At 68.0% G+C, this 18,740-nt stretch carries 5 protein-coding genes; all 5 read right to left on the bottom strand.

The genetic code is table 11. From position 1 onward, the window contains the following. Positions 1–6: 6 nt before the first annotated feature. On the bottom strand, positions 7–1,152 hold the full coding sequence (locus ACFCQI_RS13100) for a hypothetical protein (protein ID WP_395117328.1): 1,146 nt from the start codon (positions 1,150–1,152) through the stop codon (positions 7–9). Continuing rightward, entirely contained in the window at positions 1,131–11,939 is a 10,809-nt protein-coding gene (locus tag ACFCQI_RS13095) for a filamentous hemagglutinin N-terminal domain-containing protein (protein WP_395117326.1), read from the bottom strand. The genes ACFCQI_RS13100 and ACFCQI_RS13095 overlap by 22 nt, the downstream gene beginning before the upstream one ends. A 14-nt stretch (positions 11,940–11,953) precedes the next feature. Beyond that, complete coding sequence (locus ACFCQI_RS13090) at positions 11,954–13,723, bottom strand: ShlB/FhaC/HecB family hemolysin secretion/activation protein (RefSeq protein WP_395121359.1); 1,770 nt, start codon at positions 13,721–13,723, stop codon at positions 11,954–11,956. Positions 13,724–13,966: 243 nt separating this feature from the next. After that, positions 13,967–14,338: a hypothetical protein gene (locus ACFCQI_RS13085; protein ID WP_395117324.1), complete on the bottom strand. Its 372-nt coding sequence runs from the start codon at positions 14,336–14,338 to the stop codon at positions 13,967–13,969. Continuing rightward, positions 14,335–18,735, bottom strand: a complete 4,401-nt coding sequence (locus ACFCQI_RS13080) for a bifunctional serine/threonine-protein kinase/formylglycine-generating enzyme family protein (protein WP_395117322.1) — start codon at positions 18,733–18,735, stop codon at positions 14,335–14,337. The genes ACFCQI_RS13085 and ACFCQI_RS13080 overlap by 4 nt, the downstream gene beginning before the upstream one ends. Positions 18,736–18,740: the final 5 nt, after the last annotated feature.

Below are 18,740 nucleotides of genomic sequence, written 5' to 3'. Positions count from 1 at the left end.
GCCTCGTCAGTAAACGCCCTTGCAACTGCTGGCTGCGGGGCGAACCACGAGCTGGTGCACCGAAGGGTCCCAGCTCAGCGACAGGCCGCCCGGAAGCCCGGCCGTGATGCCGGCCGAGGCGATCTGGCTGATCGGCCCCACCGTGCTGCCGTGTCCGTCGCCGAACGTCACCGTCGCACTGATCGCGTAGCTGAGCGGATCGGCGCAACCGTCGACGGTGACGTACTTGGCCACCGTGCCCCGCCCTACACCCTCGGGCATGCTGCCGGTGACCGCCGGCATGGCGCGACCCTGTCCGCCGCCGGGCGCCGGGCAGATCTGGGTCAGCGCGTAGCTCACCGAGACCTTCGGCGCGGGCGCCACCTCCAGCGCGGCCGAGGTGGGCGGCTGCGCCGTGCAGCCCATCAGGAACACCTTGCGCTGCGCCACCACGTTGAGCACGTAGCTGCCCGATGGCAGCGCACCGGCAGGCAATTTCAATTCGATGCGATTGGGCAACACGCCGGTCACCACCGGCTGCACCGCCTGCGGCTTGCCCTGTGCGTCGGTCGCGCTGACCACCGGGCTGGCGCACTGTGCGTCAAGCAGGTTTTCCCCGGTCAGCGCGAACGCTGCCCCGGCGCCGGCGCCATGCAGGACGAACAGCGGGCGTCGATCCAGCGTCTCCACGCCATTGATCACCGGCGGCAATTTCGACCCGCCGGAGGCGGCCGCCTTCAACGCCACGGTGCGGGCCAGTGCAGCCGCCATCGCGGCGACATCCTGGCCCAGGCAGCCCTTGCTGGCCTCCAGGAACGCCTGCGTGCGCTGCACGGCGGCTTCGGCGCGGTAGGCCTGCGCCTTCTCGTCGTTGCCCAGCATGTCGATCGGCTTGGCCAGATCCTTGCCCAGCGCCTTGCGCAAGTCCCGGCCCAGGTCGGCCAGCTTCTGGCTGGTTGCCGCGAGACTGGAGCCAGGCGACCCGGTCGCACGTGCGGCGAGGTCGTGTTGCGCCGTGTCCAGCTGCGTGATGATCAGTTCCCCGGTCAGCCGCGGCGCGATCTGCGGCGCTGCCTGGCCCGCGACGGGGCCGGTCAGGCCCAGCGCAAGCATCGCCACCGCGATGCCTGCGCCGAGTTTGCCGATGCCGGTCACTGCGGCGCTTTCGGCCATGGCATGACCATGCCCAGTGCGTCCGGGTCCTGGCAGGCGGCCTGGTCCGGCTGATCCGGATCGCAACCGCTCTGCTGGTCGGGCGGCAGGCGCACGCCGGAAGGCACGATGCCGTACGAGCGGTAGTTGGCGGTGATCACGCTCGGGTCGATGTAGGAGTCGCCGTGGTTGCCGTTCTGCGCGCTGCCCGCACCGGAGGCGGTCGGCACGTTGATGGCGAAACCACCGCCCAGCGGCAGCAGGTTGCCGGAGCTGTCCACCGCATAGAAGTAAGCGGGCGGCAGGCCGACGTTGGCGATGTTCTGCAGGCCCGTGCCCACCACGTAGATCGGCTGGGAGCTGGAACCCAGGCGCCCGGTGGAACCCCATACGCCTATGCCGTCATACAGCGGTGTCGTGCCGAGCTGGAACAGGTCGCCATGGGTCACCGACAGGTAGAACGGCGAGGTGCCCGCGTTCACCGTGAAGGCGCTGCCGGCCACCGACGCCAGTGTCAGCGTCTTGTCGTTGGTCATGCTGAAGCCGGCCAGCGAAGTGAAGTTGCCCAGCGTGTCGACCATGTTCTTGTTGGGCGAACCCGCGCTGCCCAGCACGGTCGGACCCACCGCGCTGCCGCTCAGCGTGCCGGCCGTGATGATGCCGCTGGCGCCTTCGCTGATCGCGCCGGCCGAGGTCAGCGTGGTGGCCGTTCCCTTCACCGAGCCGTTGATCGCCAGGTCGCCGCTGGTGGTCTTCAGCGAAGTGCTGGCGCCGCCATCCAGCGGACCGTCGACAGTGAGCGCCTGCGCACTGGTCAGGGCGAAATTGGCTGCCGTGAAGCTGCCCAGCGTGCCGATCTGGTTGGCGCCGTTGAGCGTGGTCGCGCCGACCGAACTGCCGGTCAGGGTGCCGGCCGTGATGACGCCCGCCGCGCCTTCGGTGATCGCGCCGGCCGAGGTGAGCGAGGTGGCCGTTCCCTTCACCGGACCATTGATCGCCAGATCGCCGCTGGTGGTCTTCAGCGAGGTGCTGGCGCCGCCATCCAGCGTGCCGCTGACGGCCAATGTCTGTGCGTTGGTCAAGGCGAAGCTGGCGGCCGTGAAGCCTCCCAGGGTGCCGATGCGGTTGGTGCCGTTGAGCGTGGTGGCACCGGCGGAGCTGCCGGTCAACATGCCGGCGACAATGCTGCCGCCGGCGCCTTCGGTGATTGCGCCAGCAGAGGCCAGCGTCGTGGTCGTGCCCTTCACCGTGCCGTTGATCGCCAGATTGCCGCTGGTGGTCTTCAGCGAAGTACTCGCGCCGCCGTCCACGGAGCCCGTCACCGCCAGCGCCTGCGCGTTGGTCAGCGCGAAGTTCGCCGCCGTGAAGTTGCCCAGCGTGCCGATGTGGTTGGCGCCACCGAGCGCGGTACTGCCGACCGAACTGCCAGTCAACGTGTTCGCATGGATCGCACCAGCCGTCTGGTTGATATTGCGGCCTGCACCCAAGGTAACCGTGTTGCCGGTCAGGGTGCTGGCCAGGATCAGGTCCGAGTTCGCCCCGCTGGCCGTCAGCGTAAGGTCGCCGGCACCACCATTGGCCGACGGTGCATCATTCACCGTCAAGGTCCGGATGGTGTTGAAGGCGAAGTCGCCACCGCTGACGAATGCGCCCAGGGCTGCCACCTGGTTGGCGCCGAGCAGGCTGGTGCTGCCAGCGGAGCTGCCGGTCAAGTTATCGGCGGTGATGACGCCATGGGTGCCTTCGATGATCGCACCGGCCGAGGTCAGCGTGGTGGTGGCGCCGGTCACCGTGCCATTGATGATCAGGTCGCCGGCCGTCGTGGTCAGCGCCACGACCGGGCCACCATCGAGCGGGCCTTCGACGGTCAGCGTCTGACCGTTGGTCAGGCTGAAGTCTGCGCTGAAGCCGCCCAGTATGTTGATGTGGTTGTTGCCATCGAGTGTGGTGTTTCCGATCGAATGACCGGTCAACAGGTTCGCCGTGATGCTGCCGCCGGCGCCTTCGGTGATCGCGCCCGCCGAGACCAGCGTGGTGGTGGCGCCCTTCACCAGACCGTTGATCGCCAGGTCGCCGCTCGTCGTGGTCAACGCCGTGCTGGCCCCCCCGTCGACGGTGCCGCCCACGACCAGGGTCTGCGCGTTGGTCAACGCGAAGCCCGCCGCACTGAAGCTGCCCAAGGTGCCGATGTGGTTTGCGCCGTTGAGCGCAGTCGCACCGATGGATTGACCCCTCAAGGTGCCTGCCGTGATGCTGCCACTGCCGCCTTCGCTGATCCCACCGGCGGAATTCAGCGTTGTCGTGGTGCCGCTCACTGCACCATTGATCGTCAGGTTGCCGGCGGTCGTGGTCAGCGCGGTACCCGCACCGCCACTTACCGGGCCATTCACCGTCAAGGCTTGGGCGTTGATCAACGCGAGGCCCGCCGCACTGAAGCTGCCCAGCGAGCCGATGTGATTGGTCCCGGCAAGGGTCGTCGTACCGGCCGAATGACCGGTCAGCGAAGTGGCCGTGAGGCTGCCGCCTGCGCCTTCGCTGATCGCGCCGGAAGAGGTCAGGCTGACCGCCGTGCCATTGACCGCACCAGCCAGGGTGAGATCGCCCGCACTCACCGTCAGCGCCCCGGTGTTCACCGTGCCAAGGGTCAGTGCGTTGAGGTCATTGATCTGGGTGGCACCGCCGGTGAGATTCACCGTGCCGCCGAAGTCGTTGCTGCCGCCTGTCAGGGTGATCGCGTTCGAGCCGCCATGGATGGTACTCGTGCCGATAACGCTCAGCGCACCGCCGGTCTGCAAGACCGCCCCACTGGCGGTGATGTTCAGATCGCCTCCGACCGTGGTCGCGCCCAGGGTTGTGGTGGTTCCGGCGCCCGTCGTGGTGATCGTCAGCCCGTTGCTCGCATTGCCGCTGATGCCGAGGTTCGAACTCGCCGTTACCGCTGAAATTCCGGAGTTTGTACCGCCTACGCCTGTCGAGCCCGCACCGGCAAGGTTCACGTTGACCGCGGTGGTGTAGCCCGAATAGTCCAGGCTTCCGTCGATGCCGGCGTCGAGGCTGCCGGAGATGTCCCCGTCAGCGCCCGAGTGCATGAGGAAGTGGCCGGTGCCGGTGTCGATCAGATTGCCGATGCCGGAGAAGGCGCCTGCCAGATTGGTCGCCGTGCCCTGGTTGTGCCCGGTCAGGCTCCAGGTCTGGTTGCTGGCGGTCAACGTGCCGATACCCGCATCGGCAATGTTCTCGAACGAGGTCCAGCTCACGGTGCCGCTGTTGCCGGCATTGAGGCCGGTCAGATTGTAGGTCTGGCTGCTGCCGCTGATCGTGTCAGAGGCAGAACCGCCCTTCGCCGCGGTGATCCCGCTCCAGCCCCCGGTACCGGTCGCCGTGCCTCCCAGGTCCACATTCACCGCGGTCGTGTACGCACTGTAATCCAATGTGCCTGCGGCAGCGGAAGTCAGCATGCCCGACACGCCCGCACCGTTCGCGAACATGAAGGTGCCGGCACCGCTGTCGCTCAGGTTCCCGAACGACGTCCAGCTCAGCGTGCCGTTGTTGCCGGCGTCTGTGCCGGTCAGGTTGTAGGTCTGGTTGCTGCCGGCAATCGTGGCGCCGGCGCCGCTTCCGGCCAGCGTGGTGAGGTTGAAGCCGCTGTAGTCGATGCCCGAGGCGCTCGACACCTTCGTGCCGAGATCGAAGCTGCCGGTCACCCCGGTCACGCTGCCGCCGGTGCCCGTAACCGTACCGAAACCGCTGTACGCGATGCCGCTAGCTGACGAGATACGCGTGTTGTCGGCGAAGCTGCCGACCACGTTCGCGATCGAGCCGCTGCCACCCACGCTGGTGGCGTTCGCGAAGGCCATGCCCTCGCTGGTCCTGCCGTTGTCGTCGAAGCCCACGGCGCCGGTGACCGTCGTCGTGTCGGCCGCGGTGAAGCCGCTATAGCCGACACCGCCGGCATTGCCCGTCTTGGTGCCGCTCAGGTTGAACGCGGTGCCGCCCAGGTTCGTGATCGCGCCACTGCCCGCCACGCTCGTGGCGTTGGCAAAGGTCATGCCGAGACTGCTCTTGGCCGCGCTGTCGAAACCGGCGGCACCGGTGACGGACGTGGTGTCGGCCGCGGTGAAGCCGCTGTAGTTGACGCCACCGGCATTGCCGGTCTTGGTGCCGACCAGATTGAACGCGGTACCCCCAAGGTTCGTGATCGCGCCGCTGCCCGCCACGCTCGTGGCATTGGCAAAGGCGATGCCCAGGCTGCTCCTGGTCGAGCTGTCAAAACCTGCGGCGCCGGTGACGGCCGTGGTGTCGGCCGCGTCGAAGCCGTTGAAGCTGGTGGTGCCTGCCGTACCTGCCATGATGCCGGTCAGGTTGAACGCCGTGCTGCCCAGGTTGGTGATCGCGCCACTGCCCGCCACGCTCGTGGCGTTGGCGAAGGCCATGCCCAGGCTGGTCTTGGCCGTGTAGTCGAAGCCCGCGGCACCGGTGACCGTGGTGGTGTCGGCTGAGGTGAAGCCGTTGTAGTCGATGCCGCCGGCGTTGCCTGCCGTGGTACCGGTCAGGTTGAACGCGGTGCTGCCCAGATTCGTGATCGCGCCACTGCCCGCCACGCTCGTGGCGTTGGCGAAGGTCATGCCGAGACTGCTCCTGGCCGAGCTGTCGAAGCCCACAGCGCCGGTGACCGTCGTCGTGTCGGCCGCGGTGAAGCCGCTATAGCCGACACCGCCGGCATTGCCCGTCTTGGTGCCGCTCAGGTTGAACGCGGTGCCGCCCAGGTTCGTGATCGCGCCACTGCCCGCCACGCTCGTGGCGTTGGCGAAGGTCATGCCGAGGCTGCTCTTGGCCGCGCTGTTGAAACCCGCGGCACCGGTGATGGTCGCCGCGTCGGCGGCCGTGAAGCCGGTGAAGGCAACACCGCCCGCCGAGCCCGCGTTGGCTCCGCTCAGGGCAAAGGTGCTGCTGCCCGTAATCGCCCCATTGCCGTTGCCCGTGACCGCCGTGACGCCCGCCCACGTCCCGCCGATGCCCGTGGTCGCGCCGCTGCCATCGGCCAGGTCGAACGTCACGGCACCGCTGTGGCTGCCGTAGTTCAGCGTCGCCGCCGTCACGTTGCCACTGACGCTGCCGCCGGTGCCGAAGGCCACCGTGCCGCTGGTATCGGCGATGTTGCCGAACCCCGTCCAGGTCACGCCACCACTGCTGCCCTGGTCGATGACCGTGTTGTCCAGCGTGTAGGTCTGGCCGCTGCCCGCGATCGTGGCACCGGCCCCGCTGCCGGTCAGCGTGGTGACGCCGAAGCCGCTGTAGTCGAGCGTCGACGCGCTGGACACCTTCGTGCCGAGATTGAAGCTGCCGGTCACGCCGGTCACGCTGCCACCGGTGCCCGTCACCGCATCGAAGCCGCTGTAGACGATGCCGCTCGCCGACGAGGTCCCGGTGTTGTCGGCGAAGCTGCCGACCACGTTCGCGATCGTGCCGCTGCCGCCCACGCTGGTGGCGTTGACGAAGGTCATGCCCTGGCTGACCTTGCTGGCATCGTCGAAACCCGCAGCACCGGTGATGGTCGCCGCGTCGGCGGCCGTGAAGCCGGTGAAGGCAACACCGCCCGCCGAGCCCGCGTTGGCTCCGCTCAGGGCAAAGGTGCTGCTGCCCGTAATCGCCCCATTGCCGTTGCCCGTGACCGCCGTGACGCCCGCCCACGTCCCGCCGATGCCCGTGGTCGCGCCGCTGCCATCGGCCAGGTCGAACGTCACGGCACCGCTGTGGCTGCCGTAGTTCAGCGTCGCCGCCGTCACGTTGCCACTGACGCTGCCGCCGGTGCCGAAGACCACCGTGCCGCTGGTATCGGCGATGTTGCCGAACCCCGTCCAGGTCACGCCACCGCTGCTGCCCTGGTCGATGACCGTGTTGTCCAGCGTGTAGGTCTGGCCGCTGCCCGCGATCGTGGCACCGGCCCCGCTGCCGGTCAGCGTGGTGACGCCGAAGCCGCTGTAGTCGAGCGTCGACGCGCTGGACACCTTCGTGCCGAGATTGAAGCTGCCGGTCACGCCGGTCACGCTGCCACCGGTGCCCGTCACCGCATCGAAGCCGCTGTAGACGATGCCGCTCGCCGACGAGGTCCCGGTGTTGTCGGCGAAGCTGCCGACCACGTTCGCGATCGTGCCGCTGCCGCCCACGCTGGTGGCGTTGACGAAGGTCATGCCCTGGCTGACCTTGCTGGCATCGTCGAAACCCGCAGCACCGGTGACCGTCGTCGTGTCGGCCGCGGTGAAGCCGCTATAGCCGACACCGCCGGCATTGCCCGTCTTGGTGCCGCTCAGGTTGAACGCGGTGCCGCCCAGGTTCGTGATCGCGCCACTGCCCGCCACGCTCGTGGCGTTGGCGAAGGTCATGCCGAGGCTGCTCTTGGCCGCGCTGTTGAAACCCGCGGCACCGGTGATGGTCGCCGCGTCGGCAGCCGTGAAGCCGGTGAAGGCAACACCGCCCGCCGAGCCCGCGTTGGCTCCGCTCAGGGCAAAGGTGCTGCTGCCCGTAATCGCCCCATTGCCGTTGCCCGTGACCGCCGTGACGCCCGCCCACGTCCCGCCGATGCCCGTGGTCGCGCCGCTGCCATCGGCCAGGTCGAACGTCACGGCACCGCTGTGGCTGCCGTAGTTCAGCGTCGCCGCCGTCACGTTGCCACTGACGCTGCCGCCGGTGCCGAAGGCCACCGTGCCGCTGGTATCGGCGATGTTGCCGAACCCCGTCCAGGTCACGCCACCGCTGCTGCCTTGGTCGATGACCGTGTTGTCCAGCGTGTAGGTCTGGCCGCTGCCCGCGATCGTGGCACCGGCCCCGCTGCCGGTCAGCGTGGTGACGCCGAAGCCGCTGTAGTCGAGCGTCGACGCGCTGGACACCTTCGTGCCGAGATTGAAGCTGCCGGTCACGCCGGTCACGCTGCCGCCGGTGCCCGTCACCGCATCGAAGCCGCTGTAGACGATGCCGCTCGCCGACGAGGTCCCGGTGTTGTCGGCGAAGCTGCCGACCACGTTCGCGATCGTGCCGCTGCCGCCCACGCTGGTGGCGTTGACGAAGGTCATGCCCTGGCTGACCTTGCTGGCATCGTCGAAACCCGCAGCACCGGTGACCGCCGTGGCGTCGGCCGCGATGAAACCCGTGAAGCTGATCCCGCCGGAGGTGCCCTGGTTGGCGCCGACAAGCGCAAACGGTGACCCACCGATGCCTGTAATCGATCCGGTGCCGGCGATGCTTCCAGTACCGCTTGGCGCAGATCCGCTGAACGCCACGTTGCCGAGTCCGGCAAGCGCTCCGTTGAGCGTTATGGACGTCCCTGAAGTTGCCGACAGGTCGCCGGCAACCGAACCATGGCCCAGGTCAAGCGCCCCGCCACTGCTGACCGTCAGGCTGCCTGTTTGCAAGGTACCCAGCGCCAGCGCGTTGGCATCGGTGATCTGCGTGGTGCCGCCGGTCAGGCTCACCGCACCGATGAAGTCGTTGAGCGAGGTCAGCGTGATCGCGTTGCTGCCGGCGTTGAAAGTCGATGTTCCGTTGACCGTGTAGAAACCGGCTCCCTGCGTGATCCCTCCGGCCGTGGTGGTGACCGACAACGGGCCGTTGACGGTCAGGTCGACCGCGCTGAACGTGCCGCTGTTCGTCGTCAGGCTGGTCAGTGCCGTCGTTGCGCCGACCGCGCCGCCGAAGCTGGCGGCACCGCCGGTGTTCACCGCCAGCGTGTGCGCGCCATTCACCGTGGAGCCGAAGCCGATCGTGCCACTGCCACTGCTGGCCAGCGTTGCATTGGCACCCAGCGTCACCGAGCCGTTGTAGGCCTGGTCACCGCTGGTGCTCACGCTGGCGGTATTGAGATTCGTCGTGCCGCTTACCTGCAGCACGCCCACACCAGCCACCGCCCCTGCCAGCACCGCATTGCCGGTCACCGTCAGGTTGTTGCCGGCACCTGTCACGGCCGCCAGGCTGATCGTCGTTCCAGTCAGCATGACATTGGAACCGAGCGTCAGCGCGTCGCCCCAGCTCTGCATGCCGCTGGTGGCGACATTGCCACTCAACGTGGCGCTGCCGGCGGCATCCGTGATCAGGCTGGTCAACGCCGTCGTGCCGCCGACCGCAGCGTCGAACCTGGTGATTCCGCTGGCGTTCACGGTCAACGCATGCGTGCCGTCGACAGTCGAGGCAAAGGTGATGTCGCTGCCGCTCAACACGCGGTCGCCGCCCAACACCAATGCCGTGTTGTAGGTTTGTGCTCCGCTGGTCGTCACGTTGCCGACAAGCGTGAGCGCAGCGGCATTGGTCAGACTGAAGCTTGAGGCGGTGAAACTTCCGAGATTGCCGATCTGGTTGGCCTCTCCCAACGTGGTGGCACCGGCCGAGCTGCCAGTCAGGGTGCCGACCGTGATGGTGGCTCCCCCCACTTGCGAGATGGTCCCTCCGGTATTCAGCGAGAGGGTGGTGGCGTGGGCCGGAGCGATGGCCGCCGTGATACCCAGGTCACCGCTGTTGGCGTCACCGATCACGATCGTGTTGGCGGTGATCTGATCCAGTTCGGCACTCGTCACGCCAAGCTGGGGATCTGCGGGAAACGGAGCGTCGGGGCCCAGCGAAATGAGCCGTCCCGCCGTAGCCTGCCGGATGGCCACGATACCGGCGGTGCCGGCATTGATGGTTCCGAGTATGTCGGCGTTGTCTGCAACCAGGCTGACGTTTGCGCCGGTAGCGACACCATTGGTGGTATCCACTGCGACGCCCGTGCCGATGTTGATGCGCGCGCCGCCGCCGGCGGCTCCGAGCGTCACCGCACCACCGGCGGTGACGATGCCCGAACCCACCACGCCCAGATCGCTCGTGGTGGTGGTGATGCCGACGTTGCCGCTGCCGGCGGTACCGCTGACATTCACGCCATTGGCGTCAACGATGTTGACCGCGCCGGTACCCTTCGCGCTGAACACGATGCTGTCGACGTCCGTCTGGATGGCGCCCGATGCGCCGATCGCGCCATTGGTGCCGCCCGCCGTGAGAGTCAGGGCGCTGCCGGAAATCGTGCCCGCAGTGCGCGAGATGCTGCCGGCAGTCGCAGTCAGCGTGGCCGTACCACCGCCCAGCGAGATGTCGTTGTTGAGCGAAATGTTGCGGCCGGCGAGCAACGACAGGTTCAGCACGTCGCCGCCAAGCACCGAATCGAATATCTTGTTGTTGATGACGATGTCGTTCGCCGCATTGAACGTGAGCGAGTTGGTTCCCTTGCCGTTGTAGTCGAGGTCGGCATTGAGGGTGATGTCGCCAGCTTCGGAATTGGCGCCCCCCGTACCCGTCGTGACCGTGACGCTGGCGCCACCGGTCAAGGCGGCGGTGATCAGGTCGACGCCGAGCGACGCTCCGTCGTTGGTCGACACAAAGGGGTTGGCGGCATTGATCTTGGTGTTGCCGCCGCCCGCGACGATCGTGATGTTGTTCGGATCGATCAGCCAGTTGCCGCCCAACCCGTCGGCGCTGCGCGCGAAGACCTGCGGCGTACCGGTGATGGTGAGCGCGCCGTGGCTCGACGTCTCGACGAAACCGCCGTTGCCGCCGTCAATGCCGCCGCGCGCGGACAAGCCGCCGGCGATGACCGAGTTGTCGCGCGAGAACACGGCGATGCTGCCGCCGTCGCCCTTGCCGGTTGCATCGGCGTTGAGCGACGCATCCGGCCCGATGTACGTGCGCGCGGCCACGGCGAGGCCTTCGCCTCCACGGATGCCGCCACCGACGCGAATGGCTCCGCCACCCAGGCGACCTGAAGCATCCACCGTGCCGCCAGTGACCATCACGTCATGGTCCGACAGCAATTCGATGCGCCCGCCATGGTCACCCGTGGCGGTGACACTGCCGCTGCTCTGCACATTGCCGCCGTTGCCCACCAGCCGCACCACGCCGCCGTCGGTGCTGATGCCGCTGGCGTCGATCACGCCGGAGTTGTTGACCAGGTTGGTGAACAGATCCTTGGCTGCCGAGGCCTGCAGCACCACGGTGCCTCCTTCGGCCTTGAGGGTGCCGGAGTTGCTGACTGCCGCTTCCTTGTCGTCCAGGCGCTGCTTCAGTTCGCCGGTGATCTGGATGTTGATCAGGCCGTTGCCGTCGAAGTCGAGTACGGCGTGTTCGGCGCCGTCGAGGTTGATGCTGCCGTAGTTGGCCAGGATCACGCCGTCGTTGGCCACGCTGCCGCCGACCAGTGCGACGGAGCCGCCGCTGGCGGCCTGAATCAGACCGTGGTTGACGATGCCCGCGCCCGCGCCGACCGCGTTGAGGCTGTAGTTGCCGGCAAGGAAATCCTTCGGGGTGAGGTCCAGCGTGCTGGCCATCAGGCCGCCGACATTCATCTGTGCCGTGGCGCCGAAGATGATGCCGTGGGTGTTGATCAGGAAGACCTGACCGTTGGAGTTGATCTTGCCGAAGATCTGGCTGGGGTTCTGATCTAGGATGCGGTTGAGCGCCACCGCCGAGCGGCCGGGCTGGTTGAACAGCACCGATTCGTTGGCCTTGAGGTTGAATGTCTCCCAGTTCAGCGCCAGTCGCTGCGAGATCTGGTTGATCACCGTCTCGTTGCCGTTCTGGGTGATGCTGCCGGTGCCGCCGACCACCGTGCCGCCGGTGGGGCCGCCGGCGAAGGCGTCAGGACTGACGGCGATCGAGCCGATCGCGAGCCCGATGCACAAGCTGATCGGCCAGGTCTTGTGCAGCGGCAGGCTGCCGGAGGGCAAGCGTGCGATCCGATCCACGGAAGCGCCGTTGCGCGATTCACGCCGGGTGCTGATGTGCTTGCTCATGTCGTCGTCATCCCTCAGAACGTGAAGCTGAAGCGGGTATAGATGTGGAAACCCTTGCCGTTGGACGCGTTCTGCGAACTGGTGGTCTTGGCCGCGTCGAAGTGCAGCTCGAATTGCTTGAATCGCGGCAGGCGGAAGATGAAGCCCGCACCGGCGCCGCTCAGCTCCGCGCTGTCCGGCGTGGTCATGCGGTTGGCGCCGGCCGAGTAGCCCCTGGCGTAGTCGTAGAACACCTCGAACTCCAGCAGCTCGCGCCACGGCCTGCCGTAGAACGGCGACACCTTGTCGCCGAAACCGGGAGCATCGACGTGGTATTCCAGCGCGGTGTAGAAGCCGCGGTCGCGCAGTGCGTCGGCGATCGGGTAGGAGCGCACGCTGTCCGGGCCGCCCATCGCGAACTGCTCCAGCGGCACCAGCGCGTCGCGGGTGTACTGGCTGATGAACTTGAAGTTCAGGCGCTGCGACTTGGTGAGGAACTGCAACCGGGTGTAGGAGAGCTTCGCGACGAGGAAGCTGCGGTCATGCTGCGGGCTGATCAGGTCGGGCTCGCGCGAATCGTCCCTGATCGACTTGCGCAGGGCCACCTGCATGATGTCCACGCCGTGGAAGCGGCGATCGGTATGCAGCATGCCCCAGGTGGCTTCCGCCACCGTGAACTTCTCGTCGGACAGGTGGAAGCCCAGGCTGTCGAGCTGGGAGCGTTCCCTCAGCAGGTGCAGGGTGGCCACGTGCTGCAGGTCGTCACGATTGATGTACTTCCAGTCGAGGCCGCCGTAGTAGAGCGAGCTGGGGCCTTTCACGTCGAGCGCGGCAAAGGTGCCGGTATTGATCTGCAGCTCGTTGCGCGAGGCGCCGACCACCGCCGACAACCCCGGCGTGCTCGTGAACGGCACCCGGTAGGTCAGCGCACCGTAGATGTTGTCGTTGGGGTCGAGCGCGTAATCGACGTTGGCCGTGAAGGTGTCGCCCAGGTGCAGCGGATTGGCCCATTCCACGCCGGCCTGCACGCGGTACTTGCCGGTCAGGTCGGTGCCGTAGTTGTTGGCGCCGAGAGTGAACTGAACCGGCCGCTTCTCGTGGGCGATCATGATCAGGTCGGTGTCGCCGGTCTGCTCGCCGGGCTGGAAGGTCGAGGCCACGGTGACGCCGGGAAGGTCGCGCGCATACAGCAAGGCGGAATCGACGTCGCTCTTCAGCAGGGGCTTGCCGCGCAATTCCTGCGCCGCCGCCGAGATCACGTCCGGCCGATAGCGCTTGGTGCCCTTGACGATGATCTTGCCGATCTGCCCTTCCAGCACCTGGATGCCGACGACATGGTCGGAGCCGATGGTCTGCGCCGGCAGGAACGCGTTGGAGACGATGAAGCCGGCGGTGCGATAACGCTCGGTGATGTTGTCGGCGACGCCCTGCATCTGGGCGAAGCTCAACTCGGCCGTGCCCGCGCCTGCGGCCAGCTCGCGGAACTGCGCATCGGCCAGTGCCTGGATGCTGGCCGGCGTGATGCCGAGTTGCGCATGGCTGCCGACGCCGCTGACGCGAAAGCCGCGTACCGCGACCGTCTGCACGGCCGCCGCATCGCGATCGCGTACCGGCGGAACGACGCCGCCCGGCGGCGGCGATGGCGTCGTCTGCGCGGGAGTCGAAGTGGGTGCGGGTGAAGACTGACCTGGCGCAGCCGTTGCTGCTTCCTGGGCGTGAACCACGCCGCCGGTGAATGCCAAGGCCGATGTCAACGCTGCGGCGAGACGGACAATTCGCACGATACACTCCCCCGGCTGCATCATCTTTCCATTGACGGCGCGCCTGGACATCGAAGGCGCGCCAGCTGCGAAATCGAAGCCCCCCACGGATCGGGCAATTGCTGCCCCCGGGCTTGGATCGTCCGATCAGGATACACCCTCGTCGCGCTGCGGAACCAGTCACCGCAGGCCTGCACGCGACGGTTTGGCGAGCGATTTTCCGCCCTCCGTCCCGCCCTCGTGACGCGCCGCAGCAGCCGATGCCGGAACCGGCAAGCCCGGCGCAAGCTAGCCGCGCAACAACCAGTAGGCGAGCGCACCCAACGCGATGACGAGCAGCAGCACGCCGCCCGCCACCGACTTCCAGCGCGTGGCCGGTCGCATCGCCAGCAGGCTGGTCAGGGCATGGCTGGCCGAGTCGGCGGAGGCATCGTCACGCGGCGCCGCCGGCGCCCTGCGCGGTCGCGGGGTGGTGGTGGCCGTCGGCGGCACCAGGGTGTTGCGGGCGGTGACCACCGCACTGGGGTCGTACAGGCTTTCCAGCAATCGCCGGCGACGCGCGCGATACTCGGCGCGGGTGATCCGGCCAAGCCGATGGGCATCGTCGAGCACACGCAGATCCTGGTTCACGGCACGCCCGCGTTCAGCGAAATCGATCATTTCACCTCCCTGAGGATGCGGAAGCCGACGTCGCGCTGCGGCGAGCCGCCATCGCTGCGCTGGGTGCCCACGCTGCAATCGGACCAATAGCTGGTGTAGCTGCCGCCGCGCACGGCCACGCTGCCACCGCTGACGACCCACTCCCAGGCGTTGCCGGTCATGTTGACCAGGCCCCAGGGATTGCGCGAACGCCCGCGGGCGGAAACCAGCGCGCCACTGCCGTCGCCGCCGCCAGCCGAAGGCGGCACGCAGTTGCTGTCCTCGGCCTGCTTGAAGCGGCCGCCGGCGCTGGCGGCATTGAGCCATTCGGCATCCGTCGGCAGGCGATAGCTGAAGCCGCTGACATCGCTGAGCCACCGCGCATAAGCCTGCGCCTGGCTGAGCGGGATGTTGGTGATCGGCGCATTGCCGAGATCCGGATCGCTGACCGACTTGGCTGCGCACTTGCCGGATGCGCGGCAGAACGCGTTGAACTCGTTGATCGATACCTCCGCACGCGACATCGCATACGGCCGTCCACCGCCCGCGCCAGGCACCACCACCATGAAGGGGCCATACGACGTCCCGAAGCTGTCGCGGCAGAACTTGCCGGTCCCGGCCATCCCGGCTTTGGCGCACGGATCGGGGCCGCTCGGCCCGCTCGGCACATTGGCGACCTTGCCCGGCTGCGCCGGTGTCGGTGCGCCGGGCCGGGGGACCGGCACGGGCCGCCCCGGCAGGGCGCCCTGCTCCGTGGCCGGCGTCGACTCAACGGGCGTGGCGGGTGCGGGTGCCGGCGCCGGTGCGGCCGCGGCACTCGGCTTGACCCGGTCGAGTTGCTCCTCCAGCGTCTTGCCGGTCAGCTGGCCACGAATGCGCATGTCCGACTCGAGCGCGGCCAGCGCCTTCGGATCGTTGCGCCGCACGCTCGCCAGCTGCTGCTTCAACCGTGCGTAATCGGCCGTGCTGGTCGGCTGCCGGGCCGCGGCCATGATCGCCGCCACCACGTCGTAGCGTGCCTTCGCGCCACGCAACTGGGCATTGCCGCCGAGCACCTGCAGGCCCTGGCCAAGCACCTCGGCGGCCTTTTCGTAGCGCCCCTTCTGGAACGTTTCCTGGCCCAGGCCGAGATAGGCATCGGCCAGCAGCTTCGGACCCTCGTTCTGCAGGAACGGGTTGTCCGGCTGCAGCGCCTTGATCCGCGCCAGCGACTGACTCGCCTTGCCGACGTCCGCCGCGGCCGCCGCGCTGCGCATCGACTCGATGCGCGACTTCACTTCCGCATCCGCGCTGTCGCGCGCCGCCTTGGCCTGGAGGTCGGCCTGCAGCGCATCCAGCTTGGCACTCTCGGCCAGCAAGCGTGGCGACTGCGGCACATACTTCAGACCGAAGTCCACCGCCAGGCGCGCCTGCGGCAGATGCTGCGGATCAGCCTGCGAGGCGGCCACGTCGGCAATCGAGGTGGCCAACGCACCGACCGTGCGGGTGGTTTCCGGCGAGGTATCGCCCTTGAGTGAGGCCATCGCGCTGGCCACGGCCTGCTGCCAGTCGGGCGTGAGCAACGGCTTGGCGGCGAGCCCGGCCAGGGTGGCGCGAGCAGCGGCAATGGCTTGCACCTGCTGTTGCTGCTGGCGCGCCTGCTCGGCGCTGCGGGCCGCACCGACCTCGGCCAGCACGGTGGCGTAGCCGGCTTCGGCCGGGTCCATTCGCTGACCGGCCTGGACGATGCGCTGGGCTTCATCGAGATCGCCAGCGGCGATCCGCTCGCGCGCCAGCTTGATCAGGCTGGCATCGACGTTGCCGCGCACCTCGGCGTAAGCCGGTGCGCCAACACCCATCTGCTCGCGCGCGGTACCCAGCGCGCTGCTGACGTCCTGCAACCACACGGCCGTGCCCAGCGGCTTGGCCAGCAGGTCGTCGACGCGGCGCTTGGCCAGCGCATTGCGTTGGGCTTCGCTGGCGGCCTTCTGCGCCAGCTGGTTCTGCTGTTCCAGCAGTTTCTGGCGAGTCGAGGACAGATCGGCATCGCCGGGAAACAGGTTGACGCCGAAGCCCGCGATGGCGATGGCGCCGTCCAGATCGCCGGCGCCCTGGCGTTCGGCAGCCTGGGCGGCCAGCGCCTGCTTGAGGCGCTCCGCCTGCGCCGGCAGGCGGGCGTCGTCGGCCAGCAGCTTGGCGGCGCCCTGGTAGGCAGTGGCGGCGCGGTTGCGCCAGTCGTCGCTGTTGTCGGGATGATCGAGCAGGCCACTGAGCGAGAGCAGGCTCTGCTCGCGCTGCTGCTGCAACTGCGCGGCCTGCTGTTGCGCCAGTTGCTGCGCGGCGAGCGCCTTGCCCAGCTCATCCAGTTGCGCGCCGCGCTGCTTGATCCGCGTGGAATCGGGGAACAGGCGGCTGGCCAGCTTGAATTCGGTCGCGGCCTGGTCGACCTGCCCGGCATCCAGCGACTTGCCGATCGCCGCGTCGTACTTGAGTTCCAGCTCGGTGTTCTTCAGCAGCGCGCTGGTCGGGTCGATGGCGCGGATCTTGTCCAGCGTGGCGACCACGTTGTCCGGCTGGTTCTCGAAGATCGCCCCGGCACCGATCTGCTGGCTGAGTTGCGTGTCGAGCGCGTTGAGCAGGTCGTTGCGCTGCTTCTCGATCTCGCTGCGCTTGATGTCCAGCGCGGGCGAATACAGTTTCAGGTCGTCGCGCAGCGTGAACACCTTCTGCGTACCGGCGTAGTCGTAGCGACCCTCGGTCGGGTTCCAGTACGCGTCGATCCGACTGAGCAGGAACTTCTGGATCAGGTCGCTCTGGTCGACCACGATGCGCTTGCGGTCGTCGTCGCTGAGCGTGTCCAGTGCCTGCAGCGCCTGCGACTCGCTGGCGTAGCGATCCGGCCGGGTCAACGTGAAACGCTGGATCACTTCGTTGACGTGATGGTCGTGGCGCCAGGTGACCCAGCCCCACACGCCGCCGGCGACGATCAGCACCGCCGGCACGCCGTAGATCAGGAACGGCAGCGCCCGCTCGCGCAAGCCCACGTCGCGCAGGCCGTCCACCAGCTCGGTGGCGCTCTTCAGGCGGTCCTCGGCGCGGAACGCCACGCTGGCGCACAGCGTCTTGTACTGCTGCTTGGTCAGGCCCTTCACCGGCGGCGGCTTGCGCCCTTCGCGCATCGCCACCTCGGCACTGACCTTGCCGTAGGGATGGGTGCCGGTGAGCAGTTCGAACGCCACGCAGCCGAGCGCGTAGACATCGTCGCTGGGTACCGGGTCCTTGCCCTGGATCATCTCCAGGCTGGCGTAGGCCGGGGTCAGCGCGCCGAGCGTGCCGGCGTCGAACACGGTCTGCTCGCCCACCGCATCGCCCATGTGCTTGCCGGCGCGGGCGATGCCGAAGTCGAACACCTTGGGCACGCCCTCGCGGGTGACCATCACGTTGGCGGGCTTGAAATCCGAATGCACCACGCCGGCCGCATGCGCGCGACTGAGCGCGCGGGCCATGCCTTCGATCAGCGGGCGCGCCTGCTCCAGCGGCATGCCGTTGTAGGCCTTTTCGCGGATCAGTTGCTTGAGGTCGGAGCCGTCGACGTACTCCATCGTCATGAAGACGATGGTGCGATCCTTGTCGAAATCGTAGACGCGCACGATGTTGTCGTGCGCCAGCTGCTGCGAGCGGCGCGACTCGCGCTGCAGCGAGATCAGCGAATCGGGGTGACGGCGGAACTCGTCGTTCAGCACCTTGACCGCGACGTACGGATCGCGATCGCGCGCCTCCACCTTGCGTTCGTCGCGCGCCTTGTACACCACGCCCATGCCGCCGCGACCGATCTCGCGTTCGAGATAGAAGCGACCCTTGAGCAGCGAGCCGACCGCGACGAAATCGGCGGCCTCCGCATCGCCGATGTGCTGCCAACTGGACTGGCTGCCCATGCTGGAGCTGGTGCCGGTCATGCCCTGACGCGTGCCCTGGGTGCCGGTGTGGCTGGTGATCTGTCCCTCGCGCGGCGGCAGCGGCGCGCTGGACACCGGTTTGACGATGGTGGCCTCGTCGGTCGGCGGCTGCGGTGGCCGCGAGGCCGGCTTGACCACGGTGGCCTCGTCCAGCGGCGGCGCCGGCGGGCGCGAGGGCGGCGCCACGCGGGTGGCCTCGTCGTCCGCGGACGGCGGTGGCGGTCGCCGGGTGGTCGGCTTGACCATGGTGACGTCTTCGTCCGGGCTCGCCGGGCCCGGCTGCAGTGTCGCCAGCTTGGCCAGCAAGGCCTTGGCGATCAGCGGATCGATCCGGCCCGCCGCCTGCTCCTGGCCGATCCATTCGACGCCGGCACGATGCTCGTCGGCGGACAACGACGGCAGCGCGCCCAGCGCTTCGAACAGCGCGGGCAGCTTGATTTTTTCGGCCTGGTAGGCGCTGACCAGTTCGGCAATGGAATTCATGGATT

Source organism: Rhodanobacter sp. FW102-FHT14D06, from assembly GCF_043950705.1.
GTDB lineage: Bacteria > Pseudomonadota > Gammaproteobacteria > Xanthomonadales > Rhodanobacteraceae > Rhodanobacter.
The sequence above is the reverse complement of the archived record's forward strand: the minus strand, read 5'-3'. Positions and strand labels throughout refer to the sequence as shown.